Annotated in this window: 25 protein-coding genes; 17 read left to right on the top strand and 8 right to left on the bottom strand. The window is 69.0% G+C overall.

The features are described 5' to 3' along the window. Nucleotides 1-261: 261 nt before the first annotated feature. The 3 genes from ABZX02_RS40645 to ABZX02_RS40635 form a co-directional block, all read right to left on the bottom strand. Nucleotides 262-1,161: a LysR family transcriptional regulator gene (locus ABZX02_RS40645; RefSeq protein WP_355306905.1), complete on the bottom strand. Its 900-nt coding sequence runs from the start codon at nt 1,159-1,161 to the stop codon at nt 262-264. A gap of 292 nt (nt 1,162-1,453) precedes the next feature. Further along, nucleotides 1,454-2,086: a hypothetical protein gene (locus ABZX02_RS40640; RefSeq protein ID WP_355306903.1), complete on the bottom strand. Its 633-nt coding sequence runs from the start codon at nt 2,084-2,086 to the stop codon at nt 1,454-1,456. Then, nucleotides 2,083-2,217 (bottom strand): hypothetical protein, encoded by a 135-nt coding sequence (locus ABZX02_RS40635; RefSeq protein WP_355306902.1) that lies wholly within the window; start codon nt 2,215-2,217, stop codon nt 2,083-2,085. Before ABZX02_RS40635 ends, ABZX02_RS40640 begins: the two co-directional genes overlap by 4 nt. Before the next feature lie 216 nt (nt 2,218-2,433). Here ABZX02_RS40635 and tig point away from each other — a divergent pair, with 216 nt between their 5' ends. The 7 genes from tig (at nt 2,434) to ABZX02_RS40600 (ending at nt 10,130) form a co-directional block, all read left to right on the top strand. Then, nucleotides 2,434-3,783 (top strand): trigger factor, encoded by a 1,350-nt coding sequence (gene tig / locus ABZX02_RS40630; RefSeq protein ID WP_355306901.1) that lies wholly within the window; start codon nt 2,434-2,436, stop codon nt 3,781-3,783. Nucleotides 3,784-3,927: 144 nt separating this feature from the next. After that, the gene (locus ABZX02_RS40625) at nt 3,928-4,512 is read left to right on the top strand and encodes an ATP-dependent Clp protease proteolytic subunit (RefSeq protein ID WP_089922276.1); all 585 of its coding nucleotides are present in this window, start codon (nt 3,928-3,930) and stop codon (nt 4,510-4,512) included. 19 nt (nt 4,513-4,531) lie between these two features. Further along, entirely contained in the window at nt 4,532-5,161 is a 630-nt protein-coding gene (locus tag ABZX02_RS40620; RefSeq protein ID WP_089922220.1) for an ATP-dependent Clp protease proteolytic subunit, read from the top strand. A gap of 244 nt (nt 5,162-5,405) precedes the next feature. Then, nucleotides 5,406-6,686, top strand: coding sequence for an ATP-dependent Clp protease ATP-binding subunit ClpX (gene clpX, locus ABZX02_RS40615; protein WP_355306899.1), 1,281 nt, complete (start codon nt 5,406-5,408; stop codon nt 6,684-6,686). Nucleotides 6,687-7,020: 334 nt separating this feature from the next. Beyond that, nucleotides 7,021-7,599 (top strand): alpha/beta hydrolase, encoded by a 579-nt coding sequence (locus ABZX02_RS40610; protein WP_355306897.1) that lies wholly within the window; start codon nt 7,021-7,023, stop codon nt 7,597-7,599. 21 nt (nt 7,600-7,620) lie between these two features. Then, nucleotides 7,621-8,841 carry a serine hydrolase domain-containing protein gene (locus ABZX02_RS40605; RefSeq protein WP_355306895.1) on the top strand — a complete coding sequence of 407 codons (1,221 nt, stop codon included), beginning with the start codon at nt 7,621-7,623 and terminating at the stop codon, nt 8,839-8,841. Continuing rightward, nucleotides 8,838-10,130 (top strand): serine hydrolase domain-containing protein, encoded by a 1,293-nt coding sequence (locus ABZX02_RS40600; protein WP_355306893.1) that lies wholly within the window; start codon nt 8,838-8,840, stop codon nt 10,128-10,130. Before ABZX02_RS40605 ends, ABZX02_RS40600 begins: the two co-directional genes overlap by 4 nt. Here the strand turns inward: ABZX02_RS40600 and ABZX02_RS40595 are convergent. Genes ABZX02_RS40595 through fdhD form a run of 3 tightly spaced genes read right to left on the bottom strand, consistent with a single transcriptional unit; the run spans nt 10,127 to nt 12,992 of the window. After that, nucleotides 10,127-11,008, bottom strand: coding sequence for an alpha/beta hydrolase-fold protein (locus ABZX02_RS40595; protein ID WP_355306891.1), 882 nt, complete (start codon nt 11,006-11,008; stop codon nt 10,127-10,129). The two genes, ABZX02_RS40600 and ABZX02_RS40595, sit on opposite strands and share 4 nt — an antisense overlap. 39 nt (nt 11,009-11,047) lie before the next feature. Then, nucleotides 11,048-12,178: a CaiB/BaiF CoA-transferase family protein gene (locus tag ABZX02_RS40590; protein ID WP_355306889.1), complete on the bottom strand. Its 1,131-nt coding sequence runs from the start codon at nt 12,176-12,178 to the stop codon at nt 11,048-11,050. Further along, entirely contained in the window at nt 12,165-12,992 is an 828-nt protein-coding gene (gene fdhD / locus ABZX02_RS40585; protein WP_355306887.1) for a formate dehydrogenase accessory sulfurtransferase FdhD, read from the bottom strand. The genes ABZX02_RS40590 and fdhD overlap by 14 nt, the downstream gene beginning before the upstream one ends. 65 nt (nt 12,993-13,057) lie before the next feature. Here fdhD and ABZX02_RS40580 point away from each other — a divergent pair, with 65 nt between their 5' ends. The 4 genes from ABZX02_RS40580 (at nt 13,058) to ABZX02_RS40565 (ending at nt 15,920) form a co-directional block, all read left to right on the top strand. Beyond that, entirely contained in the window at nt 13,058-14,572 is a 1,515-nt protein-coding gene (locus ABZX02_RS40580; protein ID WP_355306885.1) for an NAD(P)/FAD-dependent oxidoreductase, read from the top strand. Nucleotides 14,573-14,619: 47 nt separating this feature from the next. Continuing rightward, nucleotides 14,620-15,111 (top strand): hypothetical protein, encoded by a 492-nt coding sequence (locus ABZX02_RS40575; protein WP_355306883.1) that lies wholly within the window; start codon nt 14,620-14,622, stop codon nt 15,109-15,111. 69 nt (nt 15,112-15,180) lie between these two features. After that, on the top strand, nt 15,181-15,738 hold the full coding sequence (locus tag ABZX02_RS40570; protein ID WP_355306881.1) for a helix-turn-helix domain-containing protein: 558 nt from the start codon (nt 15,181-15,183) through the stop codon (nt 15,736-15,738). Nucleotides 15,739-15,761: 23 nt separating this feature from the next. Then, complete coding sequence (locus ABZX02_RS40565; RefSeq protein ID WP_355306879.1) at nt 15,762-15,920, top strand: hypothetical protein; 159 nt, start codon at nt 15,762-15,764, stop codon at nt 15,918-15,920. A gap of 1 nt (nt 15,921) precedes the next feature. On the opposite strand, the gene ABZX02_RS40560 is transcribed toward ABZX02_RS40565, so the two are convergent. Both ABZX02_RS40560 and ABZX02_RS40555 read right to left on the bottom strand, forming a co-directional pair. After that, nucleotides 15,922-18,210, bottom strand: a complete 2,289-nt coding sequence (locus ABZX02_RS40560; RefSeq protein ID WP_355306878.1) for an FdhF/YdeP family oxidoreductase — start codon at nt 18,208-18,210, stop codon at nt 15,922-15,924. Nucleotides 18,211-18,359: 149 nt separating this feature from the next. Further along, complete coding sequence (locus tag ABZX02_RS40555) at nt 18,360-19,262, bottom strand: hypothetical protein (RefSeq protein ID WP_355306876.1); 903 nt, start codon at nt 19,260-19,262, stop codon at nt 18,360-18,362. A gap of 137 nt (nt 19,263-19,399) precedes the next feature. Here ABZX02_RS40555 and ABZX02_RS40550 point away from each other — a divergent pair, with 137 nt between their 5' ends. The 6 genes from ABZX02_RS40550 (at nt 19,400) to ABZX02_RS40525 (ending at nt 26,154) form a co-directional block, all read left to right on the top strand. Then, the gene (locus tag ABZX02_RS40550) at nt 19,400-22,027 is read left to right on the top strand and encodes a valine--tRNA ligase (RefSeq protein WP_355306874.1); all 2,628 of its coding nucleotides are present in this window, start codon (nt 19,400-19,402) and stop codon (nt 22,025-22,027) included. After that, nucleotides 22,027-23,364 (top strand): folylpolyglutamate synthase/dihydrofolate synthase family protein, encoded by a 1,338-nt coding sequence (locus tag ABZX02_RS40545; protein WP_355306872.1) that lies wholly within the window; start codon nt 22,027-22,029, stop codon nt 23,362-23,364. Before ABZX02_RS40550 ends, ABZX02_RS40545 begins: the two co-directional genes overlap by 1 nt. Next, nucleotides 23,361-23,756, top strand: coding sequence for a DUF4233 domain-containing protein (locus ABZX02_RS40540; RefSeq protein WP_355306870.1), 396 nt, complete (start codon nt 23,361-23,363; stop codon nt 23,754-23,756). Before ABZX02_RS40545 ends, ABZX02_RS40540 begins: the two co-directional genes overlap by 4 nt. 196 nt (nt 23,757-23,952) lie before the next feature. Next, nucleotides 23,953-24,249, top strand: a complete 297-nt coding sequence (locus ABZX02_RS40535; RefSeq protein WP_355306868.1) for a PE domain-containing protein — start codon at nt 23,953-23,955, stop codon at nt 24,247-24,249. 13 nt (nt 24,250-24,262) lie between these two features. Continuing rightward, on the top strand, nt 24,263-24,868 hold the full coding sequence (locus ABZX02_RS40530) for a DUF3558 domain-containing protein (RefSeq protein ID WP_355306866.1): 606 nt from the start codon (nt 24,263-24,265) through the stop codon (nt 24,866-24,868). Beyond that, the gene (locus ABZX02_RS40525; RefSeq protein ID WP_355306864.1) at nt 24,865-26,154 is read left to right on the top strand and encodes a PPE domain-containing protein; all 1,290 of its coding nucleotides are present in this window, start codon (nt 24,865-24,867) and stop codon (nt 26,152-26,154) included. Before ABZX02_RS40530 ends, ABZX02_RS40525 begins: the two co-directional genes overlap by 4 nt.

Below are 26,154 nucleotides of genomic sequence, written 5' to 3'. Positions count from 1 at the left end.
AGGGATGTCAAACGGGCGAAAAGCGTGCCCGTTTGACATCCCTACCTGGCTGCAGCAAGAGCTATGGCGCGACTCGTGATGGGACCCCACCGCCCTGGAGTCTTGGCAAGAGACTGCTCGCCTTCGGCATCGCTGTGGGGCGGGAGTGTCGAATCCTCTCGGAGTGTCAGACCCTCTCGGTACGTTGGGTCGCGGGGGACGCTCAGTCAGAGGGGACCCTTGCGCGAGCTTGCGTTGCCTCTGTCGGGGCGCGCCTGGCGGTCAGGTCAGAGAGGCGACCTGGTCGCTCACCACCTGGGCCGCTGCCGACACCAGGGCCGTCACCGCCGGGTTCGTCGAGTTGTCCTGGCGCCAGCCGAACTGCGTGTACACGCGGAAGGTCGGGGACCAGGGCAAGCGGACCAACCTGCCGTCGGCCAGTTCCGAGGAGACCGTCACCTCTGGCATCAGGGCGATGCCCAGGCCTGAGGCCACAGCTCGTTTGGCAGCGTCGACCGAGTCCAGTTCCAGGACCGGGGCGCGGGTGTCGTCGTAGCCGAGGGAGTGTTCGAAGAGCTCGTGGTAGCTCGCGCCGTTCTCCGCCCTGATGAGGGTGCTGCTCGTGATGTCGTCCTCGGTGAGGGACTGGCGTTGGGTGAGCATGTGGTTCGGGCCCGCGACCATCACCAGTGGTTCCGGGCAGAGGACCGTGGTTTCCAGGCCCTCGCGCGGTTCGATCGCTCCTATGAAGAACGCGCAGTCCAGTTGGCCGTCTCGGACCGAGTTCAGGTTGTTCAGGGCGTTGCGCGAGTGCAACGAGAGTTGGACCGACGGGTAGCGCCAGCACATGTATTCGATGAGCGGTAGCAGACGGTAGTCGGTCAAACTCTGTGCGGAACCGATGACGAGTTTGCCGTGCGGCTCGCCGTTCATCGTGATGGCTTTTCGGGCCTTTTCGGTGAGGTTGATGATGTTTCGCGCGAACGGGAGGAGTTCCACGCCTGCGGAGGTCATCTGGATACCTCTGGGGAGGCGCCGGAAAAGGACGACCCCGAGGGCCTCCTCCAGCGCCTTGATGCGGGTCGTGATGGTCGGCTGCGAGCAGTTGAGCGTGGCTGCGGCCTTGGTGAAGCTCCCTGTCTGAACCACGGTCGTGAACGCGAGAAGCTGGCGTGTCTCCATCAGGCGGATCCTCGGGGTAAAACGGTGCGACGACTTTTTCTCGTTCGTTCCCGTGGTCCTGTTACGGATGGTGCGGGAGCAGTAACGCTACCTGTCCGCTGCGTGCGCGCGATTGGTGCTTATGGAGTCATCTTGATCGGTCGCGAAAGGCTGTTTCCGCCGAAAGAGTGAAAATTAAACTGCCTCCCTCGACGGGCGGTAGTTGGGCGACTCTGTTTAGTGAAGCCTTTCGCCAGGCGAAAGAAACAACGCCGTCGCCTCGAGGTGAGGTGACGGCGTTGTGTGGTGTGGATCAGGCCGCGCAGGCTCCGCCGCTGACGAGGAAGTCGTAGACGGTCGGGGGCTCGGTGCCGACTTGCTGGGTCACCCTGATGTGAAGTCCGTCAGCCACCTCGTAGGTGCCGGGGAACTCGCTGTGCCAGAGCGCGAGGCCGTCGTTGCCCTGTACGCGGCGCTGCAGCTGGACCGTGGTGGTGCGCTGCCGGCCGTCCGGCGTGGCCTGGTCGCCCGCGTCGACGTTGGGCAGGGTCTGGACGGAGGTCGGGTAGTCGACCTTGGCCAACTCGCCCGCGGCGTTGCGCAGGTACAGCGTCGGGACTCCGGTGCTGCCGGCCTGGTTGGGCTGGTTGGGCGCGGTGTTGCACCGCAGCCGGCGGTTGACGTTTCCGTACGCCAGGAACGTGCCCTGGGAGTCCTTCAAGGCCAGCGAGGACCAGCGCTCGGCCGCCGTGCCGCCGGTGCCGCCGCCGGCGCCGAAGGACACGGCGCTTTCTTCGAGTTGCGGCGCCGCGTCCTCGTCCGCCAGGTGCACGCCCCAGCCGGGGTGCAGCGGGGTGTGGCCGACCACGTGCTCGTAGTCGAAGAACCCTGCGTGCTCGACGCCGGGCAGCCACGTGCGGGACAGACCCTCGGTCTGGCCGTTCACGTCAGCGCGTAGGCCGATGCCGTGGCGATCTGCGGGTAGACCGGGTTGGCCGCCGCAGGGGTGATCGTGGCGGCCGCCAGCGCGGCGGTCGTGGCCGAGACGGCCATGAATCTCGTGACAGAACTACGCACGTCCAACTCCCGGAAGTCGGGTGAAGCCCCCAGAACGGCGCGAATCGGCCGTCTGGGCAGGACGGTAACCGGGGGTCCGACAGTCCCGTCCGGTTGCTCGGGCCGGGGTGGCGGCGGTCACAGCGCGGGTCTCGCCTAGACTCGCTGGGAATCCGGGCGCCCGCAGCGGCGGTACCGGCTGTCTTGCACGTTCTTGTTCGTATCGAGGAGTCCACGTTGAAGAGCACCGTCGAGCACCTGAGCCCGACGAGGGTCCGGATCAACGTCGAGGTGCCGTTCGACGAGCTCAAGTCGAACTTCGACCAGGCGTACCGGAAGCTCGCGAAGCAGGTCCGCATCCCCGGCTTCCGCCCGGGCAAGGCCCCCGCCAAGGTCCTGGAGAACCGCATCGGCCGCGCTCCGGTGCTGGACGAGGTCATCCAGGAGGCCATCCCGGCCAAGTACCTGGAGGCGGTCAACGCGGGTGAGGTGCGCACGCTCGGCCGTCCCGACTTCGAGGTCACCAAGATCGAGGACGGCCAGACGCTCGAGTTCACCGCCGAGGTCGACGTCCGTCCCGAGATCACCGTGCCCGCGTTCGGCGAGCTCGCCGTGACCGTGGACGAGCAGGAGGTCACCGACGAGGACGTGACCACCCAGCTCGACGAGCTCCGCGCTCGCTTCGGCACCCTGACCGGCGTCTCCCGCCCGGTCGAGACCGGCGACTTCGTCATCGTCGACCTGTCCGCGACGGTCGACGGCGAAGAGGTCGAGGAGGCGCGCACCAGCGGCCTGTCCTACGAGGTCGGCTCCGGCCAGCTCGTCGAGGGCATCGACGACGCCCTGGTCGGCGCGTCCGAGGGCGAGACCAAGACCTTCGCCACCACGCTCGTCGCCGGTGAGCACGAGGGCCGCGAGGCCGAGGTCACCGTCGTGCTGAGCAGCGTCAAGGAGCGTCAGCTCCCCGAGCTCGACGACGAGTTCGCGCAGCTCGCGAGCGAGTTCGACACGCTCGACGAGCTCAAGGCCGACCTGCAGACCCGCCTGGGCCGCGTCAAGAAGATGCAGCAGGGCGTGCAGGCGCGCGACAAGGTCCTCGAGGCGCTGCTGGAGACCACCGAGGTCCCGCTGCCCGAGGGCATCGTCCAGGGCGAGATCGACGCCCGCAAGCACGACGCCGTGCACGCCTTCGACCACGACGACGCGAAGTTCGCCGCGTGGCTGCAGGAGCAGGGCCAGACGGAGGAGGAGTTCGACACCGAGCTCCGCACCGCCGCCGAGCAGGCCGTGAAGACCCAGCTCGTGCTCGACTCGATCGCCGACGCCGAGCAGGTCACGGTGTCCGACGGCGAGCTGACCGAGCGGATCATCTACCAGGCCCAGCGCTTCGGCATCAGCCCGGACGAGTACGTCAAGCGCGCGCAGCAGTCCGGCCAGCTCGGCGCGATCTTCGCCGACGTCCGCCGGGGCAAGGCGCTCGCGAGCGTCGTGCGCCAGGCTGAGGTGTCCGACACCAGCGGCACCAAGCTCGACCTCGACGAGCTCTTCGGCGAGACCAAGTCCGATGAGGACAGCGGAGAGGCGTAAAGCTGATAGCGAACGCGGGCGGTGTCGGGCATCTGACGCCGCCCGCCTTCGTTAAGGTCGATCGCAGAGAGTTTTGCTTCCAGATTCGTTCCACCTGGAGTTAGGCAGGCAGACGTGACGCAGCACTCCTTCCCGACCCCCGAGATGCGGTCGGCCACCGCCGGGATGAACCTCAACGACTCGGTGTACGAGCGGCTGCTCCGCGAGCGGATCATCGTCCTGGGATCGCAGGTCGAAGAGGGCATCGCCAACCAGATCACCGCTCAGCTGCTGCTCCTCGCCGCTGAGGACCCCGAGAAGGACATCACGCTCTACATCAACTCGCCGGGTGGCTCCGTCACGGCGGGCATGGCCATCTACGACACGATGCAGCTGATCCAGCCGGACGTGGCCACGTACGCGATGGGCCTCGCGGCCTCGATGGGGCAGTTCCTGCTCTCCGCGGGCGCGCCCGGCAAGCGCCACGCGCTCCCGCACGCGCGCATCCTCATGCACCAGCCGTCGGCCGGTGTCGGCGGTACGGCCGCGGACATCGCGATCCAGGCGGACATGCTGACGCGCACCAAGCGCGAGATGGCCGAGCTCATCGCGGAGCACACCGGCCAGTCGGTCGAGACCATCACCCGCGACTCCGACCGCGACCGCTGGTTCACGGCGCAGGAAGCGCTGGAGTACGGCTTCGTCGACAAGGTCGTCACCCGCGCGCAGCCGGTCGGCTCGAGCAACTAGCAGCTGAGGAGATCTCGAAGTGAGCCAGTTCCACGCCCCTCAGTCGCGGTACGTGCTGCCGTCGTTCGTCGAGCGCACCAGCTACGGCATGAAGGAGTCGAACCCGTACAACAAGCTGTTCGAGGAGCGCATCATCTTCCTCGGCGTGCAGGTTGACGACGCTTCGGCCAACGACGTCATGGCGCAGCTGCTGGTCCTCGAGTCCGAGGACCCGGACCGCGACATCCTGATGTACATCAACTCGCCGGGTGGCTCGTTCACCTCGCTGATGGCCATCTACGACACCATGCAGTTCGTGCGTCCGGACATCCAGACGTACTGCCTCGGCCAGGCCGCCTCGGCCGCCGCGGTGCTGCTGGCCGCCGGCACGCCCGGCAAGCGCCACGCGCTGCCGAACGCGCGAATCCTGATCCACCAGCCCTCCATGGAGGGCGCGTACGGTCAGGTGTCCGACCTGGAGATCCAGTCGAACGAGATCCAGCGCGTGCGCCGCCTGATGGAGACCACCCTCGCGCGGCACACGAACCGGACGGCAGAGGAGGTCCGCGAGAGCATCGAGCGCGACCGCATCCTCACGGCCGACGAGGCCAAGGAGTACGGCATCGTCGACTCGGTGCTGCCCTACCGGAAGCTTTCCGCCAAGTCCTGATCCGTGTGATTCCGGTGGCTGGGAAATCCCGGCCACCGGGCGTCGCGGACCCATCCGACACGCCGGTGTGACGGTCAACAGGCCTGATCGGCGCGTCAAGGGGGCGCTGGTCCTCCCCTGAAACGGGGTCGGCCAGGTACCGTCAGGAGAACGGGCTCAGCACCCACAGCCAGTGGGACTGCCACAGCAAGTCAGCAGGCGCACTACAGCAGGTGTGCGCCGGAGGGGACATAGGTCAGCGGTCATGGCGCGTATCGGTGACGGCGGCGACTTGCTGAAGTGCTCTTTCTGCGGAAAGAGCCAGAAGCAGGTGAAGAAACTCATCGCCGGCCCCGGCGTCTACATCTGCGATGAGTGCATCGATCTCTGCAACGAGATCATCGAGGAGGAGCTGGCCGAAGCCGGCGACGTGAAGCTCGACGAGCTGCCGAAGCCCGCCGAGATCCACGAGTTCCTCGACCAGTACGTCATCGGCCAGTCCGAGGCGAAGCGGACCCTCTCGGTCGCCGTCTACAACCACTACAAGCGCATCCAGGCGGGCGACCGCGGGCGCGAGGGTCGTGACGACGGTGTCGAGCTGGCGAAGTCGAACATCCTGATGCTCGGCCCGACGGGCTGCGGCAAGACCTACCTCGCGCAGACGCTCGCGAAGATGCTGAACGTGCCGTTCGCCATCGCCGACGCGACCGCGCTGACGGAGGCCGGGTACGTCGGTGAGGACGTCGAGAACATCCTCCTGAAGCTCATCCAGGCCGCCGACTACGACGTCAAGCGCGCCGAGACGGGCATCATCTACATCGACGAGGTCGACAAGATCGCTCGAAAGAGTGAAAACCCGTCGATCACGCGCGACGTGTCCGGCGAGGGCGTGCAGCAGGCGCTGCTGAAGATCCTCGAGGGCACCACCGCCTCGGTTCCGCCGCAGGGCGGCCGCAAGCACCCGCACCAGGAGTTCATCCAGATCGACACGACGAACGTGCTGTTCATCGTGGCCGGTGCGTTCGCGGGGCTCGAGAAGATCATCCAGGACCGGGTCGGCAAGCGCGGCCTGGGCTTCGGCGCCGAGGTCCGCTCGAAGGCGGAGACGGACGCGGCGGACTACTTCGCCGACTCCATGCCGGAGGACCTGATCAAGTTCGGCCTGATCCCCGAGTTCATCGGGCGTCTGCCGATGGTCGCCTCCGTCACGAACCTCGACAAGCCGTCGCTGGTCATGATCCTCACCGAGCCGAAGAACGCCCTGGTGAAGCAGTACCAGAAGCTGTTCGAGATGGACGGCGTCGAGCTCGAGTTCACCAAGACCGCGCTCGAAGCGGTCGCCGACCAGGCGATCCTGCGCGGCACCGGTGCTCGTGGTCTGCGCGCGATCATGGAAGAGGTCCTGCTCCCGGTGATGTACGACATCCCGAGCCGCACGGACGTCGCCAAGGTCGTCATCACCGAGCAGACGGTGAAGGAGAACGTGAACCCGACCATCGTGGCCCGGCAGCCCTCGCGCCGAGAGCGCCGCGAGAAGTCGGCGTAGCGAAGCTGTTCCGAAGGGGCGCTGGTGATGTCACCGGCGCCCCTCCGGCGTTTCCGGGTACTTCGGGGCGTGGGCACCTGAAGGGCGTTTCGGGGTGCGGTGCTCGGGCACCTGACCGGCGTTTCGGGGCGCGGGCACCTGACCGGCGTTTTGGGGCGCGGGGCGTGGGCACCTGAAGGGCGTTTCGGAGCGCGGGGCGCGAACACCTGAACGGCGGTTCGAGGCGCGGTGCTCGGGCACCTGAAGGGCATTTCGGGGCGCGGTAGTCATCTGGAGGCGCTCCGGCGCGGTTCGGCCCCGCCGCCGCCGGCCGTCGCGCGACTAGGGTGGACCCATGTCGTTGCCCCACGTGCTCCTGCTCCACGGCTACACCGGTTCCGGCCCGGGCCACTGGCAGCGCTGGCTCGCCCAGACGGTGTCCGAGCACGGCGGCCTCGCCGACCTGCCGCACTTCAGCAGCCCCGAGGCGCCCGACCGCGACACCTGGCTGCGTGAGCTCGACACGCACCTCGAAGCCCTGCCCGCCGACCGCGAACGGGTCGTCGTGGCGCACTCGCTCGGCTGCTACCTCTGGCTGCACCACGCGGCGCGCGAGAAGATCGCCCACGTCGACCGCGTGCTGCTGGTCGCGCCGCCGCAGCTGGACCACCCCGAACCGGCCATCAAGTCGTTCTTCCCGGCCCCGCTCGACCCGGCCGGCCTGCGCCGCGCCGCCACCGAGACCCGCCTGGTCGCGGGCGAGGGCGACCCGCACTGCACGATGCAGGCCGCGAAGGAGCTCGCCGAGGCGTTGCGGATCGAGATCGACGTCCTGCCGGGCGCCGGGCACATCAACATCGACGCGGGCTACGGCGAGTGGCCGGCGGTGCTCAAGTGGGTGCGATCGCGGACGGTGCCTCTCTCGCCTCGCTAGCCGTCACTTCCTGGGGGGAACGTGTTCGACCTGCACGAGCTGATCGACGAGCACGGTGTCGTCGGCGCTCAGCTCGCCGTCCTCGCCGACGGCGAGATCACCGACGTGGCCGCGGGCGTCCTGAACGCCGGGACGCGCGCCCCGGTGACGTCGGACTCGCTGTTCCAGATCGCGTCGATCACCAAGGTCTGGACGGCGACGCTGGTCCAGGAGCTGGCGAACGAGGGTCGGATCGACCTCGACCGCCCGGTCCGCGAGGTGCTGCCGGAGTTCCGGCCGGGGGTCACGCCGCGGCAGCTGCTCACCCACACGTCGGGCATCGACGGCGACCTCTTCCACGACACCGGCAGCGGTCCGGACGCGGTCGAGAGGTTCGTGGCACGGCTGGCGGACGCCGAGCAGCTCTTCCCGCCGGGCGCGCTGTGGTCCTACTGCAACAGCGGCTTCACGGTGCTCGGCCGGATCGTGGAGGTGTTGCGGGACAAGCCTTTCAACACCGTCCTCACTGAACGGCTGGCGGTCCCGCTCGGCCTCGCCGTCGCGACGACCTACGCGGACCGGACCGCCGCGCACGCGGTCGGGCACGAGGACGGACGGCCGGTGACCGATCCGGGACCGGAGTCTGACTGGCCCGCGGGGTCGGCGCTCGCGATGAGCGCGCGGGACCTGCTGGCGTTCGCGCGCATGCACCTGGCCACGCCGGCGTTCGCGGCGATGCGCGAACCGCAGGTCTCGCTGCCGGACTTCGGACATCCCGCCGCCTGGGGTCTCGGCTGGGAGCTGCCCGGCTACTCGGGCGGGCGGGTGATCGGCCACCACGGCTCCAACGAGGGGCTGGCCTCGTTCCTGCGGATCGCACCGGACAGCGGGATCGCGGTCGCACTGCTCACCACCGGCGGTGACGCGAGCGCCATCTTTGACTTGGTCGTCGAGGCCCTCTTCAGCGCACGGGCGGGCGTGCGCAGGCCCGTGCGACCGAGGCCTCCCGCTGCGCCCGCGCCGGTGGACGAGCGCTTCCTCGGCACCTACCGCTCGGCCGGCCACGAGGTCGTTGTCGGCAAAGCAGAACAGGGCCGCGTGCTGGTCGATCTCGACGACGACGCACGGGAGTTCGTGGCGCTGAGGGACGACGCGCTGATCGCCGTGGACGAGCCGCACACCGTGCTGGTGCTCGTCGGCGATCGCTGGATGCACTTCGGGCGGGCAGCCGTCCGAGTTGAAGAGATCCTGGGGGACTCGTGATCGAACTGAAGAAGCTGGTCGAGGAACACGGCGTGGTCGGCGCGCAGGTCGCGGTGCTGCACGACGGCGAGATCATCGACCTGGCGGCAGGACTGCTCGACGCCACGAGCGGGGAGCAGGTGACGACGGACGCCGCCTTCCAGATCGGGTCGATCACCAAGGTGTGGACGGCGACGCTGGTCCAGGAGCTGGTGAACGAGGGCAGGCTCGACCTCGACCGGCCGGTGCGCGACGTGCTGCCCGAGTTCCGGCTCGCCGACGAGGAGGCCGCGCGGATCATCACGCCGCGCCACCTCCTCACGCACACCGCGGGGTTCCAGGGCGACCTCTTCCACGACACCGGCAGCGGTGACGACCTGCTGGAGAAGTACGTCGAGCTGCTGGCCGACGCCCGGCAGGAGGCCCCGCCCGGCGCGTTCCACACGTACTGCAACAGCGGCTTCACGCTGCTCGGCCGGATCGTGGAAGTGCTGCGGGACAAGCCTTTCCGCGCCGTCGTGCGAGACCGCCTGATCGACCGCCTCGGCCTGCGCACGGCGGCCGTGAGCCACGCCGAGTACGCCGCGCAGACCCTCGCCACCGGGCACGTGGACAACGCGCCCGTCGACAGGTTCATGGCGGAGGGCGACGTGCCGGCGGGCACGGTGCTCGCGATGAGCGCGCGGGACCTGCTGGAGTTCGTGCGCATGCACCTGGAGACCAGCGAGTTCGACGTGATGCGCGAGCTCCAGGTGGTGCCGCCGGACTTCGGGTTCGGCGGGGGACAGGGGCTCGGCTGGGCGCTGCACGACTACGGGAACGGCGTCACGGGCGTCGGCCACACCGGCTCGACGCTCGGGTACCGGGCCTACCTGCGGGTGATCCCGTCGGCCGGACTGGCCGTCGCGATCCTCACCAACGGCGGCGAGAGCCTGCCGCTGGCCCGCGCTGTCCTGAACGCCGTGCTGGGCGAACTGGCCGGCGTCGCACTGCCCGCCCTCCCGACGCCACCGCCGCTGCCGGTGCCGGTCGACGTGGAGCGCGTCGTCGGCGTCTACCGGTCCACCGGCCTGGAGGTGCACGTCACCGAGGGCGACGGCGGCCGGGTGAAGCTGCGGTTCGAGCGGCTCGACCCGCAGTGGGAGTCGTTCATCGACGGCGACGAGCACGAGTTCACCGGGCTGCGCGACGATGCGCTGATCGCCGTCGAGGAGGACGGCGGCTACCACTCGGTGGCCGTGCTGTGCGGGCGCGACGAGCAGGACCGGGTGAAGTGGCTGCACTGGGGCCGGGCGGCCCGGAGGGTCTAGACGGCTCGCTTCGCGTACTTGGCGAGGAACCGCACGACGTCGGGCGTCACCTGCCGGTACAGCCCGTCGTCGTGGCCGCCGGCCTTGACCGCGCTCGCCTCGGGCCGCACGTCGCGGATGAACCGGCGGGTGCCCTCGATGAACCGGTCGCGGTCACCGATCCACACGCCGAGCGCGGTCGTCCCGGTCGCCTTGAGGTGGCGCAGCGGGTCGAGCGACGCCCACTCGGCCTCGTTCTTGAACGCGCGCCGCTTGGCCATCTCCGGCCACGTCGTGATCAGGCCGGGGGAGATGGCCGCGGCGGCCGCGACCGGGTCGCCGCGCTCGGCCCTGCGGCGGGCGTAGAGCAGCGAGCCGAAGCCGCCCATCGACACGCCCGTCACGGCGAACGGTTCGCCGTAGCCGCGTTCCTTGAGCCAGCGCGGGACCTCGTCGAGCAGCATCGCCATCGGGTCGTCGCCCGGGACGTTCTCGTGCCAGTAGTTGTTGCCGCCGTCGACGGCGACGAAGCCGAACGCGGGCACGGAGCCCTTCGCGACGGCGGCGGCGAGGACCTCGGGCAGGCCACCGACCGCGGCGTGCTTCGCGTCGCCGTTCAGGCCGTGCAGGAGGATCGACATGGGCAGGCCGCGGGTCTTCGCCCCGGCCGGGAGGTAGAAGGCGAGGGTGACGTCACGGCGGCGGGCGGCCGAGTACACGCGCTCGAAGCGGATGGTCGGCTTCGCGGTGGACGCGGCGGTCCGCACCCGGTCCGGCGTCGCGATCTGCTGCTCGACGGCGTTGGAGGAAGACACGTACGTCGCGACGCCCACGGCCGTCGCGATCACCACGCCCATCGCCGCGAGGAGGGTGCGGCGGCTGTACCTCGGTTCCCCCATGCTCACCTCATCGCGTGGGCACCGTTCCTCGTTTCCTTCTCAGAGGACGGAACGCACACGTAAGGAAGTTCGTTCCTCACCCGAATAGCCCAGCCACGTCAGCACGGGCTCAGTGTGCTCGCCGAGCGCGGGGACCGCACCCGGTGACCACTCGAACCCGGCCACCGGTGGCGGCAGCATCCGGGCCGTTCCACCGGGAACGCGCACGTCAACCCACGTGTCGAGCTGCGGGTGGGAGGGCAGGTCGGTGATCGGCCGGGTCAGCGCGGCGGGCACGTCCGCCCGGTCCAGGGCGGTCAGCAACTCGGCCGAGGTGAGGTCCGCGAAGGCCTGTTCGAGCAGGTCCTGCAGTTCCGCGCGGTGCTCCACGCGCGACGCCACTGTGGCGAACCTCTCCTCCGGGGCGAGCCCGGCGAGGTCGCACAGCCGCTGCCACTGCCCGTCGTTCTGCACGGCCAGGTGCACGGCGCCGTCCGCGCAGGCCACCGGCCCGTACGGCGCGATGCTCGGGTGGTGGGCGCCCGACCGCGGGGCCGAGGCACCCGTTCCGGCGGCGTAGAGCATCGGCTGGTGCATCCACTCGGCCATCGCTTCGAAGAGTGACAACCGCAGCCGCACGCCTTCACCCGTCCGGCCGCGCTGCAGCAACGCCGCCAGCACGGCCGCCTGCAGCTGGACGCCCGCCGCGATGTCCGCGACCGAGATGCCCGCGCGCGCCACCACGTCACCCTCGCCGGTCAGCGACACCAGCCCGGTCTCGGACTGCACCAGCGCGTCGAACGCCTTGCGGTCCGCGTACGGGCCGTCCCAGCCGTAGCCGGACAGCTCACCGACGATCAACGACGACGGCAGCTCCAGCGCCAGCCGCGACCACACGCGTGGGGACAGGTTGCACAGCAGCACGTCGGCGTGGGCGACCAGCCGGTCCAGCACCTCGCGGCCGTCGGGGTGGGTGATGTCGAGCGTCACCGACTCCTTGCCGGCGTTGGTCCACGCGAAGTACGACGAGACCTCGCCGCACGCGGAGTCGTAGTGGCGGGCGAAGTCTCCGACGCCAGGTCGTTCGATCTTGATGACCCGCGCGCCCAGATCGGCCAGCAACCGCGTCGCGTACGGCACGGCGACGGCCTGCTCCAGGCTCACCACCACGACGCCGTCAAGCGGTCTCAACCACGCGCTCCCCACCGGTGTAGACGTTCATCGAGTCGCCGCGCAGGAAGCCGACGAGCGTCATGCCCTGCTCCTCGGCCAGTTCGACCGCGAGCGACGACGGCGCGGACACCGCGGCCAGCACCGGGATGCCGGACATCGCGGCCTTCTGCACCAGCTCGAACGACGCCCGCCCGGACACCATCAGCACGGCGCCGCGCAGCGGCACCAGGTCCTGCAGCACCGCCCAGCCCAGCACCTTGTCGACGGCGTTGTGCCGGCCCACGTCCTCGCGCACGACGAGCAGCTCGCCGTCGACGAACAGCCCGGCCGCGTGCAGCCCGCCGGTGCTCTCGAAGACCTTCTGCCGTTCCCGCAACGCGTCCGGGAACGTCGTGAGCATCTCGGGAGTGACCCGCACCTCGTCGATCGCGGGCGAGTAGCGCGTCTTGAGCTTCACCGCGTCCAGCGCGCCCTTGCCGCACACCCCGCACGACGACGTGGTGTAGAAGTTCCGCTCCACCCCGGTGTCCGGCGGCGGCACCCCGTCGGCCAGCGCGATGTCCAGCACGTTGTACGTGTTGAGGCCGTCCGGGCCGACACCGTCGCAGTAACGGGCCACCGCGATGTCGTTGACCGAGCCGATGACCCCCTCGCTGAGCAGGAAGCCGTGCGCGAGCTCCACGTCGTGACCCGGCGTGCGCATCGTGACGGCCAACGCTTTGCCGTTGACCCTCAGTTCCAGCGGCTCCTCGGCGGCGAGCGCGTCGACCCTGCGGCGACGACCGCTCGACGACACCCGTTCGACCGCTCGGCGCACCGTCACTCGGCCCATGTGCACATCTCCTTCGGACCGCTATGTTCCCCACCGACCAGGCTACGTGGGAGGGATCTCGGGGCATGGACGACGTCGTGATCGTGGGGGGCGGCCACAACGGGCTGGTGGCGGCCGCGTACCTCGCACGGGCGGGGAAGTCGGTCAGGGTGCTGGAGAAGCTGCCGCACGTCGGCGGGGCCGCGGTGAGCGCGTCACCGTGGGAGGGCGTCGACGCCCGGCTCTCGCGCTTCTCGTACCTCGTCTCGCTGCTGCCCGACCGGATCGTGTCGGACCTGGGGCTGAAGCTCGCGCTCAAGTCCCGCGCGGCCTCGTCCTACACCCCGGACGGCAGGGGCGGGCTGCTCGTCGAACGCGCGCCGGGCGCGGCGACCAGGAGGTCGTTCGAGGCGGTCTGCGGGTCGCTGGACGACTGGGAGCGGTGGCAGCGCTGGTACGCCGACCTGGAGGTGATGGCGGCGGCACTCGCGCCGACCCTGCTGGAACCGCTGGTGTCACGGGAACACCTGCGCGTGCACGTCGACGCGGTGACGCGCGGCCGGGTGTGGGAGCAGGTCTTCGAACGGCCGATCGGCGCGACGCTGCAGGAGCTCTTCGAGAACAACCTGGTGCGCGGGGTCGTCGCCACGGACGCGCTGATCGGCACGCACTCGTCGCTGCACTCGTTGAACGCCAACAAGTGCTTCCTCTACCACGTGATCGGCAACGGCACGGGGGAGTGGAAGGTCCCGGTCGGCGGCATGGGCGGGGTCACCGCCGAGCTCGAACGGGTCGCGCGCGAGGCCGGTGCCCAGATCGTCACCGGTGCCGAGGTGACGTCGGTCGAGTCGGACGGCAAGACCGCCGCGGTGACGTACGGGGACACGACCGTCGAGGCCCGGTTCGTGCTGTCCAACGTGGCGCCGTCGGTGCTGGGTCGCTTGCGGGGCAAGGAGGTCCGGGACGCCCCCGGCTGCCAGTTGAAGATCAACATGCTGCTGCGGAAGCTGCCCGAGCTGAAGTCCGGGGTCGACGCGCGGCTCGCGTTCGCGGGCACCTTCCACCTCGACGAGTCCTACGACCAGCTGGAGACCGCGTACCTGGAGAGTGCCGCCGGGCAGGTGCCGTCGGTGCTGCCGGGCGAGATGTACTGCCACTCGCTGACCGACCCGTCGATCCTCGGACCGTCGCTGCGGGGGCACGAGACGCTGACGCTGTTCGGCCTGCACCTGCCTGCCTCGTTGTTCGAGGGCCGCAACGACGAGCTGCGCGACGAGCTGGTGCGGCGTTACCTCGACCAGCTCGACGCCCACCTCGTCGAGCCGATCCGGGACTGCCTGGCGGTCGACGGCGAGGGCAACCCGTGCATCGAGGCGCGCACCCCGCTCGACCTGGAGGCGGAACTGGGGCTGCCCGGCGGGAACATCTTCCACGGCGAGCTCGACTGGCCGTTCGCCGAGAGCGACGAGCAGGTCGGCCGGTGGGGCGTGGAGACCGATGTGGACAACGTCTTCGTCTGCGGCGCGGGTTCCCGGCGCGGCGGCGGGGTCAGCGGCATCGGCGGCCACAACGCCGCGAGGGCGGTTCTCGAACGAATTTGAGACATGTTCGATGACACCCGGCGTCATCTCTGGTTACAGTTTGCGGCGTGGGGGACTTCTACGGAATCGCCGAGATCGCCGACGCCATGGGGCTCAGCCGGCAGCTGGTCGCCGTCTGGCGCAAGAGGCGCTCGCACGGCATCCCGGAACCGGACGCGGAGCTCGCGTCCGGTCCCATCTGGCGGCGCGAGACCGTCGAGCCGTGGATCGAACGTACGCGCGGGCGGCTCGGTCTCGCCGGCACCCGTGAGTCCGCGAGCAGGAGCCTGAGGCTGCGCACGTGCCGCCGGGTGCTGCGGCTGGCGGCGTTGATGCTGGAGGAACCGCAACGGCCGCGCGTGCTGAACGAGGCCGCGGACCAGTTGCGCGACCTGATCCACGAGGTCGACCAGTCCGCGGACGACGTCGTCGGCGCGCTGCTGCGCGAGCTCGTCGAGCCTGTTCGTGACCCTGATGTACCCGCCGAACTGCTGCGCGTGCCGGTGATCGAGTCGTTGCCGCTGGTCACAGCCGTGGCGCGCAACTCGCCGGACTGGTGAGCCGCTAAATCAAGACTTCTATATCAAGGAACCTTGCTAAGGGTTCCTTGATAAGCGTACGGTTGACTCATGACCGACGCTCCCATCACCGACCCCAAAGCGCTCCGGGCGCTCTCGCACCCGTTCCGGTGGAAGCTGCTGCAGCTGCTCACCGAGGAGGGGCCGCGGACGGCGACCCAGTGCTCGGCGGCGTTGGGGGAGAGCGTCGCGAGCTGCTCGTACCACCTGAACATGCTGTCCAAGTACGGCTTCGTCGCCGAGGTCGAGGGTCCCGGCCGGCAGAAGCCCTGGAAGATCGTGCCGAAGCGCCAGTCCATCTCGTCGGAGGGACTGGAGGGCGAGGCGGCCATGGCGGCCGAGGCGGCGTCGATGGCTTACCTGGACCAGGAGTTCGACCGCATGCGCACCCGCCTGCGGCAGTACGGCCTGTTGCCCGAGGAGTGGCGTCAGGTCGTCGGCACCGAAGGCACCGTCAAGTTCGTCACCGCCGAAGAGGCCCACGCCCTCGTCGAGGAGCTGCGGACGCTCTTCGACAAGTACGACGAGCGCCGGCTGAACCCCGAGCTGCGGCCGGAAGGCGCTCGGGCCGTCAGGTTCTTCCTGAGCCACACCGTCGCGCCCGACTGACATCGAACCGAAGGAGAACTCGCGTGATCCCGCACCAGAACGCGTTTGCTATCGCGAAGTACCGTCAGCAGGACTTCGAGGCCGACGCCGCCGCGCGCCGGCTCGTGAAGAAGGACGAGAAGACCGAGACCGAACCCGAACGACGCCGGTTAAGGCTCTTCGTCCGGGTCCGGCACGCCTGAGTCAGGCCGCGGCTTCCAGCCGGACGATCACGGACTTCGACGTCGGCGTCCCCGAGATGTCCGCCTTGGAGTCCAGCGGCACCAACGGGTTCGCCTCCGGGAAGTACGTCGCCACGCACCCGCGCGCGGTCGAGTAGGAGACGATCCGGAACGACTCGGCGCGGCGTTCGACGACGCCCGTCGGGTCGTCCTTCCACTCCGAGACGATGTTGACCATCTGCCCGTCGGAGAACCCGAGCTCCTTGAGGTCGTCCGGGTTCACGAACACCACGCGACGGCCGTCCTTCACGCCGCGGTAGCGGTCGTCCAGGCCGTAGATCGTGGTGTTGTACTGGTCGTGGCTGCGCAGGGTCTGCATCAGCAGCCTGCCCTCCGGCACGTCGATGACCGTCATCTCGTTGGCCGTGAAGTTGGCCTTGCCGGTCGTCGTCGCGAACTCCTGCGAGTCGCGCGGCGGGTGCGGCAGCACGAAGCCGTCGGGCTGGCGCACGCGCGTGTTGTAGTCGGAGCAGCCCGGCACCACGCGCGCGATGTGCTCGCGGATGACGTCGTAGTCCTTCTCGAACTCCTCCCACGCCACCGGGTGCGACTTGCCGAGCGTCTTGCGCGCGAGGCGGCAGACGATCGAGACCTCGGACAGCAGCTGGTCGGACGCGGGCTTGAGCCGGCCCCGTGAGCGGTGCACGACCGACATGGAGTCCTCGACCGTCACGAACTGCTCGCCGGAGTGCTGCACGTCGCTCTCGGTGCGCCCCAACGCGGGCAGGATCAGCGCGGTCTTGCCGTGCACGACGTGTGACCGGTTGAGCTTGGTGGAGACGTGCACCGTGAGCGAGCACTGCTCCAGCGCCTTCTCGGTCACCGGGGTGTCCGGGGTGGCGCTGACGAAGTTGCCGCCCATGGCGATGAACACCTTGCCGCGGCCGTGGCGCATCGCGTTGATCGCGTCGACGGTGTCGAAACCGTGCTTGCGCGGCACGGAGATGCCGAACTCGGTCTCCAGCGCCTTCATGAACGGTTCCGGCATCTTTTCGTAGATGCCCATCGTCCGGTCGCCCTGGACGTTCGAGTGGCCGCGCACCGGGCACAGGCCCGCGCCCGGCTTGCCGATCATGCCGCGCAGGAACATGACGTTCGTGATCTCGCGGATCGTCGGCACACTGTGCTTGTGCTGCGTGAGGCCCATGGCCCAGCAGGCGATGGTGGCTTTCGAGTCGACGAACATGCCGGCCACGCGGGTGATCTGCTCGCGGGTCAGGCCGGTCGCGGTGAGCACGCGGTCCCAGTCGAGCTCGCGCAGGCTCTCGGCGTAGGCCTCGAACCCGTGCGTCTTGGCCTCGATGAACGTCTTGTCGAGCTTGTCCCACTGCAGCAGCAGGTGCCCGATGGCCTGGAACAGCGCCTGGTCGCCGCCGACCTTGATCTGCACGAACTCGTCGGACAGCGCGGTGCCCTTGCCGACGACACCAGCGACGTTCTGCGGGTTCTTGAACCGCATCAGGCCCGCCTCCGGCAGCGGGTTGATCGCGATGATCTTCGCGCCGTTCTTCTTGGCGTCCTCGAGGGCGCTGAGCATGCGCGGGTGGTTCGTGCCGGGGTTCTGGCCGATGACCACGATGAGGTCGGCGAGGTCGAAGTCCTTGATGGAGACCGAGCCCTTGCCGATGCCGATCGTCTCGTTGAGCGCGGAGCCGGACGACTCGTGGCACATGTTCGAGCAGTCCGGGAGGTTGTTGGTGCCGAACGAGCGGACCAGCAGCTGGTAGAGGAACGCGGCCTCGTTGCTGGTGCGGCCGGAGGTGTAGAAGATCGCCTCGTCCGGGGACGACAACGCTGTCAGCTCGTCGGCGATGAGACCGAACGCGGCGTCCCAGCTGATCGGCGCGTAGTGCGTCGCACCGGGCCTGAGCACCATCGGCTCGGTGATCCGGCCCTGCTGGCCGAGCCAGTAGTCCGTCTTCGTCCGCAGGCTCTGCAGGGAGTGCTCGGCGAAGAACTCGGGCCCGATCCGCCGCTTGGTCGCCTCCTCGGCGACGGCCTTCGCGCCGTTCTCGCAGAACTCCGCCATCTTGCGGTGGCCCTGCGGCTCCGGCCACGCGCAACCGGGGCAGTCGAAACCTTCTCGCTGGTTGAGCAGTCGCAACGTCTTGACCGTGCGCCCGACACCCATCTGCTCGACCGCGCGGTCGAGCGACACGAGCACGCCGGGAATCCCCGCGGCCCAGGTCTTGGGGGTGCTGACTTCGAGCGCGGACTCGTCGACGTCGTGCTGCGGGGGCTTGCTGCTCATGCGTCCATTCAACGCTGATCGACGTCGGCGCCGCCAGCGCCCCCGAAGAACGCGGCGGCGCCGTCCGTCACGGGCCCCAAGGGGTTGAACGGTCCGTGACGGTCAATTGTGATCGCCGTCACTCCCGTCCGGCACCTCTGAACGAGTGATCAATCGCAGTCGCTGGTCGGCATCGGTGCGTTCGGGTCGAACCACTCCTCCGGCTTGCGGTTGTCCTCCGGGCTCTGCGTCGTCGTCGGCCGCGACCGCTTCTCGCTGGACATGGGCGCGAGGAAGCCCTCCTTGGCGGCCTGGCAGCCCATCGAGTAGACGAAACCCTCGACCTTGGGCAGCCAGACCCGGCCGTCCACGAGCTGGTAGTCGACGTCGGCCCGTTGCAGCGCGACGATCTCGTACTGGTCGAGCAGCGACTTCTGGTCGCCGGGGTCGAAGGCGTAGGCGAACCGGTAGCTCGTGTGCACGACCGGGCGGCCGTGCTCGTCGCGGCCCGGCCACATGCGGCCGTCGACCTTGATCCCGTTCGGCAGCAGCGTGCTGCCCTTCTTGAGCCTGGTCAGCGAGACGGAACCGGGGTTGGTCGCCAGCATGTCCCTCGTCTCGGGCGACATCAGGCCCAGCAACGGCTCCAGGTCGTGGTCGACGATCACCTTCGGGTCGAGGTGCCCGGCGACCAGTGCCTTGCGCGCGGCCTCGTACCCGGCGGCGTACTCCGGGTTCTGGTCGGGCGCGACGATGCCCTTCTCGCCGTCCGCCCACTGCTCGGCGGGCGTGCTCGCGAACGGGACCTCGGTGTTCACGCCCCGGTACGGCGCGACCTCGGTCGGCAACGTGACGTCCGGCAGCGAGACCTCGCGGAACTCGCCCGCCCGGTACATGCCGAACAGCACGGCGCCGATGATCGCCAGCGCGATCACGGACACGATCTTGCCGCTGTGCGCGCGCAGGCGCGCCTGTCTGCGCTGCTTGCGGATCTCCCGCTTCGCGCGTCTGTTCGCGGCGCGGATCCAGGCCGCGTCCTTGAGGTCAGGATGATCTTCGATGTCGTTGTGCACGCTTCCCCCCCAGATGATCGGCGCACATCATCGGGCACGCGGATCGGGACGGGGACCGACCGGGTGGAATCGTCGCCGGGCCGTTATCAGGTATCTCGTTTCAAGTCGAGACCCCGGGCTCCGTAGACTTCTCGGCTGTGACTGAACTCGACACCGCAACCCAGCGTCCCGACCTCCCCGCCGCGTGGACTCCGGCGGAGGTAGAGGCGGAGCTGTACCAGCGGTGGGTCGACCGGCGCTACTTCGAGGCCGACGTCAAGAGCGACAAGCCGCCGTTCACCATCGTGCTGCCCCCGCCCAACGTCACCGGCTCGCTGCACATGGGCCACGCCATGAACCACAGCGTGATGGACGCCCTGTCGCGCCGCCGCCGCATGCAGGGCTACGAGGTCCTGTGGCTGCCGGGCATGGACCACGCCGGCATCGCGACCCAGAACGCCGTCGAGCGCGACCTCGCGAACCAGGGCCTGTCGCGGCAGGACCTCGGGCGCGAGAAGTTCATCGAGCGCGTCTGGGCCTGGAAAGAGGAGTACGGCGGCAAGATCCTCGACCAGATGAAGAGGCTCGGCGACGGCATCGACTGGTCGCGCGAGCGCTTCACCATGGACGAGGGGCTGTCGCGCGCCGTCCAGACGATCTTCAAGAAGATGTACGACGACGGCCTGATCTACCAGGCCGAGCGGATCATCAACTGGTGCCCGCGCTGCCAGACGGCGCTGTCGGACATCGAGGTCGACCACAGCGAGGACGAGGGCGAGCTCGTCTCGATCCGCTACGGCGACGGGGACGCGTCCATCGTCGTCGCGACCACGCGCGCCGAGACGATGCTCGGTGACACCGCGGTCGCCGTCCACCCGGACGACGAGCGCTACCGGCACCTCATCGGCACCGAGGTCGAGCTGCCGCTGACCGGCCGCCGCATCCCGATCGTCGCCGACGCGCACGTCGACCCGAAGTTCGGCACGGGCGCCGTCAAGGTCACGCCCGCGCACGACCCGAACGACTTCGAGATCGGCCAGCGCCACGGCCTGCCGAACCTCACGATCATGGACGGCCGCGCGGTCATCACCGCGCCCGGCCCGTTCCTCGGCCTCGACCGGTTCGAGGCGCGTCCGGCGATCGTCGCCGCGCTGCGCGCCGAGGGCCGGATCGTCGCGGAGAAGCGGCCGTACGTCCACTCGGTCGGCCACTGCTCGCGCTGCAACACCGTCGTCGAGCCGCGCCTGTCGCTGCAGTGGTGGGTCAAGGTCGAGGGCATCGCCGCGGCCGCGTCCGCCGCCGTCCGCGACGGCCGCACCAAGATCCACCCGGCCGAGCTGAACAAGCGCTACTTCGACTGGACCGACAACCTGCACGACTGGTGCATCTCGCGCCAGCTGTGGTGGGGCCACCGGATCCCGGTCTTCTACGGCCCGAACGGCGAGGTCGTCTGCGTCGGACCGGACGACGAGGTCCCGACCGGTGAGGGCTGGCGCCAGGACGAGGACGTCCTCGACACGTGGTTCTCCTCGGGTCTGTGGCCGTTCTCGACGCTGGGCTGGCCGGACTCCACCGAGGACCTGAAGAAGTTCTACCCGACCTCGGTTCTGTCAACCGGCTACGACATCCTGTTCTTCTGGGTCGTCCGGATGATGATGTTCGGCCTGTACGCGATGGACGAGGTCCAGCCGTTCGACCACGTCTTCCTGCACGGCCTGATCCGCGACCAGTACGGCAAGAAGATGTCGAAGTCCAAGGGCAACGGCATCGACCCGTTGGACTGGATGGAGCGCTACGGCGCCGACGCCACCCGGTTCACGCTGCTGCGCGGCACGAACCCCGGTTCGGACATGGCCGTCGCCGAGGAGTGGGCGGCCGGTTCCCGCAACTTCACCACGAAGCTGTGGAACGCCACCAGGTTCGCGCTCGCCAACGGCGCAACGGTCGAGCGCCCGCTGCCGGAGCGTTCCGAGCTGACGGCGGCCGACCGCTGGATCCTCGACGAGCTCGACGCGTTGGTGTCCACTGTGGACACGAACTTCGAGGCGTTCCAGTTCTCCCGTGCCTGTGAGGCGCTGTACAGCTTCACGTGGGACGAGTTCTGCGACTGGTACCTGGAGATCGCGAAGGTCCAGATCGCGGACGGCCGTGCCGAGGCCACGCAGTCCGTCCTGGGCCACGTCCTCGACACGCTGCTGCGCCTGCTGCACCCGGCGATCCCGTTCATCACCGAGACGCTGTGGACGTCGCTGACCGGCGGCGAGTCGCTGGTCGTCGCCTCGTGGCCGGCCGCGTCGGGCGCCGAGCGCGACCTCGACGCCAAGGCCGAGGTCGAGGGCCTGAAGAAGCTCGCGACCGAGATCCGCCGCTTCCGCTCCGAGCAGGGCCTCAAGCCCGGCCAGAAGGTGGCGGGCAAGGTCCGCGGCGCGTGCTGCGTCGGCCTGACCGACCAGGTCCCGTCGGTCCGCGCGATGACGAAGCTGACCGAGCCGGGCGACGAGTTCACCGTCTCGGCGACGCTCGAGGTCGGTCTGCCCAAGGGCGCGGTGAAGGTCGAGCTGGACCTGTCCGGCGCGATCGACGTCGCCGCCGAGCGCAAGCGCCTCGCCAAGGACCTCGCCGTGGCGCAGAAGGAACTCGAGGGCACGACGAAGAAGCTGGGCAACGAGGCGTTCCTCGCCAAGGCGCCCGCCGACGTCCGCGCGAAGATCGAGGAGCGCAAGGCCACCGCCGAGTCCGAGATCGCCCGCATCAACGAGCGCCTGGCCGCGCTGCCGGAGAAGTGATGGACACCAACCTCGACGAGTTCCTCGACGTCGAGAACGAGCTCAACCAGCGGTGGCCCGAGACGAAGCTCGAGCCGTCGCTGGAGCGGATCAAGGCGCTCGCCCACGTGCTGGGCGACCCGCAGACGTCCTACCCGGTCGTGCAGCTGACGGGCACGAACGGCAAGACGTCGACGTCGCGCATGGTCGACGCGCTCTTCACGCGCATCGGCCTGCGCACGGGCCGGTTCACGAGCCCGCACCTGCAGCTCGCGACCGAGCGGATCAGCCTCGACAACCAGCCGATCTCGCCCGAGCGCTACGTCGAGGTCTACCGCGACATCGAGCCGTACGTCGCGATGGTCGACGCGCAGTCCGAGATCCGGATGAGCAAGTTCGAGGTGCTCACCGGCATGGCCTACGCGGCGTTCGCGGAAGCCCCGGCCGACGTCGCCGTGGTCGAGGTCGGCATGGGCGGCACGTGGGACGCGACGTCCATCGTGGACACCCGCGTCGCCGTCCTGACCCCGATCGGCGTCGACCACACCGAGTACCTGGGCAACCGTCCCGAGGACATCGCCGTCGAGAAGTCCGGCATCATCAAGCCGGGCAGCGTAGCCATCATCGGCGAGCAGACCCCCGAGGTCATGAAGGTCCTGCTGACCCGAGTGGCCGACGTCGACGCCACCGTGGCCCGCTTCGGCAGCGAGTTCGGCGTCATCTCGCGGGCCGTCGCGGTAGGCGGCCAGATGATCACCCTGCAGGGCCTCAGCGGCGTGTACGAGGACATCTTCCTGCCGCTGCACGGCGAACACCAGGCAGCCAACGCCGCTCTGGCGCTGGCCGCCGTCGAGGCGTTCTTCGGCGCGGGCCCGGACCGCCAGATCAACATCGACGTCGTCCGCGAGGGCTTCGCGTCGGTCATCACCCCAGGCCGCCTGGAACGCGTTCGCAGCGCCCCCAACGTGTTCGTCGACGCCGCGCACAACCCGCACGGCGCCCAGGCATTGGCTCGCGCCCTGGAATCCGAGTTCGGCTTCCGCAAGCTGGTCGCCGTGGTCGGCGTCATGGCCGACAAGGACGCCGAGGGCATCCTGGCCGCCCTGGAACCGGTGGTGCAGGAACTGGTCATCACGACCAACTCGTCCCCGCGCGCCATGGACCCGGACGTCCTGGCGGGCCTCGCCGTCCCGATCTTCGGCGAGGACCGCTTCGAGGTGCGCCCCCGCCTCGTGGACGCCATCGAGGAAGCCATCCACCTGACCGAGGACGAGCAGTCCGGCGGCGGCATCATCGTCACCGGCTCCGTCGTCACCGCGGGCGAGGCCCGCGCACTGTTCGGAAAGGAGCCGGCATGACCACCCCGGCCCCTCTGAAGAAGGACCCGATGAAGGCGTTCCGGGGCATCATGGCCGGCACGCTGATCCTCGAGGTCATCGTCGTCGCCCTGGCCCTCCCGGTGATCGCCAAACTGCACGGCGGCGTCACGTCCCTGGTGGGCTGGATCGCGTTCGGGTTCATCGCGGTGTTCATCGCCTTGTGCGCGTTCGTCCGCCGGCCCTGGGCCATCGCCGCCGTCGTCGGGCTGCACGTGCTGCTGATCGCCACGTGGGTGCTGTTGCCGGCGTTGGGCGTGATCGGCGTGATCTTCGGCCTGGTGTGGATCTACATGCTGTGGCTGCGCAAGGACCTGTTGAAGCGGATGGCGGAGGGGCGGCTGCCGGCCCAGCAGGCCGAACAGCAGTCCTGACGAACCCCGCTCCCATTGAGGCCGCGAACGCTCCACGCGTTCGCGGCCTCAATTCGTCAATGGCGATTCGCGTTTTCGCTGGTGCCGTGGAATTGCGTCCCTCTCCGTTCACCCGATCGTGCTTTGAATTCGGGACGAGTCCCGCGACCTGGCGCTATGCTTCTGAGTGCACGATTCTGCGGGGAGGGCGCTGGGGATGAGCGGAACCAAGGTCGATCTGGAGACGCTGCGCGCGGCCATCAAGGAGTACCAGGCGATCGCGGAGGAACTCGCGGTGGCTCATCACAACGGAGCGGTCCTGGAGTCCGTCAAGGGTGCGGGCAAGGACATGCCGAGCCAGGTCTACGCGAACTGGGCCAGCGCTGCAGGCAAGGCGCACCAGACCTCCAACGTGCAGTTGCAGCAGACCCTGACCACGCGGATCGAGAACCTGACGGCCACTCTGCGTCAGTACGAGCAGACCGAGCAGGGCAACCAGGACAACCTCAAGTAGAAGGACTGGGCTGTTGCGCATCCGAACCATCGTCGCAGGCATCGCAGCTCTCGCACTGCTGGCGGGTTGCGGCGAGAGCGGTGGCACAACCGGCACGCCGACCACCACGACCCAGTCGAGCGCCACCGATACCGGCAGCGGAGCTCCGAAGATCGAGAACCCGCTCGACGTGCATGCATTCGAAACGAACGCGTGCGGCGCGCTCACCCCTGCCCAGCTAGAGGCGTACGGCCTTCCCGGGATCACCGGCAGGGTCAACAACACAGCAGCTGGAGGAGGATGCATCTGGCTGGGTACGAATACTCCGGCGAAGATGTCGCCCGGCTACTCGTTCCTGCCGGAGGGCACGAACATCTCCACGATCCTCGCCAACAAGGACACGACCTACGAGGCGTTCGAGCAGCTGCCAGCTGTTCAGGGCTACCCGACCTACATGGCGTTGGTTGCGGACAACCGCAAGGACGGTTACTGCACGGCCGTCATGGGCGTGTCCAACGAAAAGGCGATGCTCTTCTCGTTCCAGAGTTCGGCAGGCAGCCCGAAGGCCGCTGACCCGTGTGGCGCGGTCACCGAGTTCGCGAATCTCGTCATCACCACGATCAAGGCAGGTGCGAAATGACACGGCCCGCGCCCAGCTGCTTCACCGAGGACAACTCGAGAGCCGAGGGGCTCTCCGGAGCCGAGATCTACTCGCAGATGCACGGCGGACCCGGCACGGGTTCGGCGCAGATCGCGGCGACCGCGGCCAAGGAACTGGAGCGCGGCTACGCGACCATCGAGGCGCGGCTCAAGAAGGTCGGCGAGACCCTCGGCGAGGCGTGGAGCGGGGCGAGTGCGGACGCGGCCCAGGCCGCCGCCAACCCCATCAACCGGGCCATGATCCAGATGCAGGACGCGCTGCGGCAGGCCGACCACTCGATCTCGAACCAGATCTACCAGTTCAACCTGAACAAGAACCAGCTCAAGAACGTGCCGGCGGCCAAGCCGGAGACGAACCTCTGGGACGACGCGACTCCGTGGGACACCGACACCGAGGACAAGGTCAACCAGTTCAACTCCGAACAGGAGTACAACCGCCGGGTCTACAAGGAGTTCCAGAGCGCCAGCAACACCAACCGCGGTGAGCTGCCCAAGGAGTTCCCCGGAGTCATGACCGACACGCTCGTGGTCGAGATCGCCAACACCGGCGGCGACAACGGTGAGGACAAGACGGCCAACACCACCACCTCGCGGTCCACCGGCACGCCGAGCACCTCGTCGTCCACCGGCACGCCGCAGACCAGCGTCGGCACGCCGTGGACGGCGCCCACCACCCACGGCGACCAGGCCACGACCACCCCCAGTTGGTCGGACACGTCGAACAACACGAACACGAGCAACACCAACAACACCGGCCGGCCCGAGCACCTCACGGGCAAGCAGCCGGTCGGCAGCGTCATCGACCGGCCGCAGAACACCGGACTCCCGCCCATCGGCGTGCCCGTCCGCCCGACCACCAGCGGTCCGACCGGCCCCGGTGGCGGTGGCCGCGGCATCGGCGGGCCAGGGTCAGGGGCAGGCGGCGGCAAGTTCGGTGGCGGTGCCGGTGGCGCGGGCAAGTTCGGCGGCGGACTGAGCGGCGTCGGCGGCACGGGTAGCGGCACCGCTGCTCAGCAGCCCGGTGGCAAGGCCGGGGTGTTCGGCGGCATGGGTGAGACCGCCGCCGGAGGTCGTGGCGGTCAAGCGGCCGGTGCGCAGGGACGTGCCGGTGCGGCCGGCATGGGTGGGATGGGTGGTCACGGCGCGAAGGGTCAGGGAGAGGACGACCTGGAGCACAAGTCCGCCGACTACCTGATCACCGAGGAGAACACCAACGAGATCATCGGCGACATGCCGATGGTCGCACCGCCGACGATCGGGGGGTGA

Origin of the sequence: Lentzea sp. NPDC003310, from assembly GCF_040610935.1 — a bacterium.
GTDB lineage: Bacteria > Actinomycetota > Actinomycetes > Mycobacteriales > Pseudonocardiaceae > Lentzea.
The sequence above is the reverse complement of the archived record's forward strand: the minus strand, read 5'-3'. Positions and strand labels throughout refer to the sequence as shown.